Source organism: Bradyrhizobium ferriligni (genome assembly GCF_056837965.1).
This window is the reverse complement of record NZ_JBXEJO010000240.1, coordinates 1-479: the sequence shown is the minus strand read 5'-3', so window position 1 is coordinate 479 and position 479 is coordinate 1. Positions and strand designations below refer to the sequence as shown.

The following is a 479-nucleotide window of genomic DNA, read 5'->3' as shown; positions in this document are numbered from 1 at the left end:
ATTTTCAGCACAGCATTTTTGGAGCCATGTTTGTCTTCCCTTTTTGACATATACCCACTTAGCCAAACTGCAGTTATGCAGCGTGTTAATAGGACAACATTTGGGGTTGGATCTTGGTCTGCTCTAGTTCCTTGACTTCTATTATCCTATTCATTATGTCTCAGGACCCTGATTTGAATAAAAGCCTTAGAACTAGATAAGAAAGGGTCACACAAGTATAACCAATCACAGCAAAAACTCTCCATACAGCAAAGCAAATCCTAACGACAACAAGAAATTTTGCTGAATAGATTGGCATGGGAGACACAGGAAGAGAGGTTTAGAGACATATATTGCGAACACCCTAACCCCAACATCAACCAGCTTACAAGGAGAGATCAGAGCACTATTTTTAGACTCTGAACCCAACACATAACACTTAATAATCACATGAACAGAATTCAACCACAACACACTCCAGAATGCCAGCTGTAGTATGC

Annotated in this window: 1 protein-coding gene; it reads right to left on the bottom strand. The window is 40.1% G+C overall.

Annotated elements, in window-relative coordinates; all coding sequences use genetic code 11:
• Positions 1–225 precede the first annotated feature (225 nt).
• The coding region (locus tag AC1VNY_RS42585; RefSeq protein WP_482409685.1) for a hypothetical protein at positions 226–479 on the bottom strand (254 nt) is incomplete at its 5' end.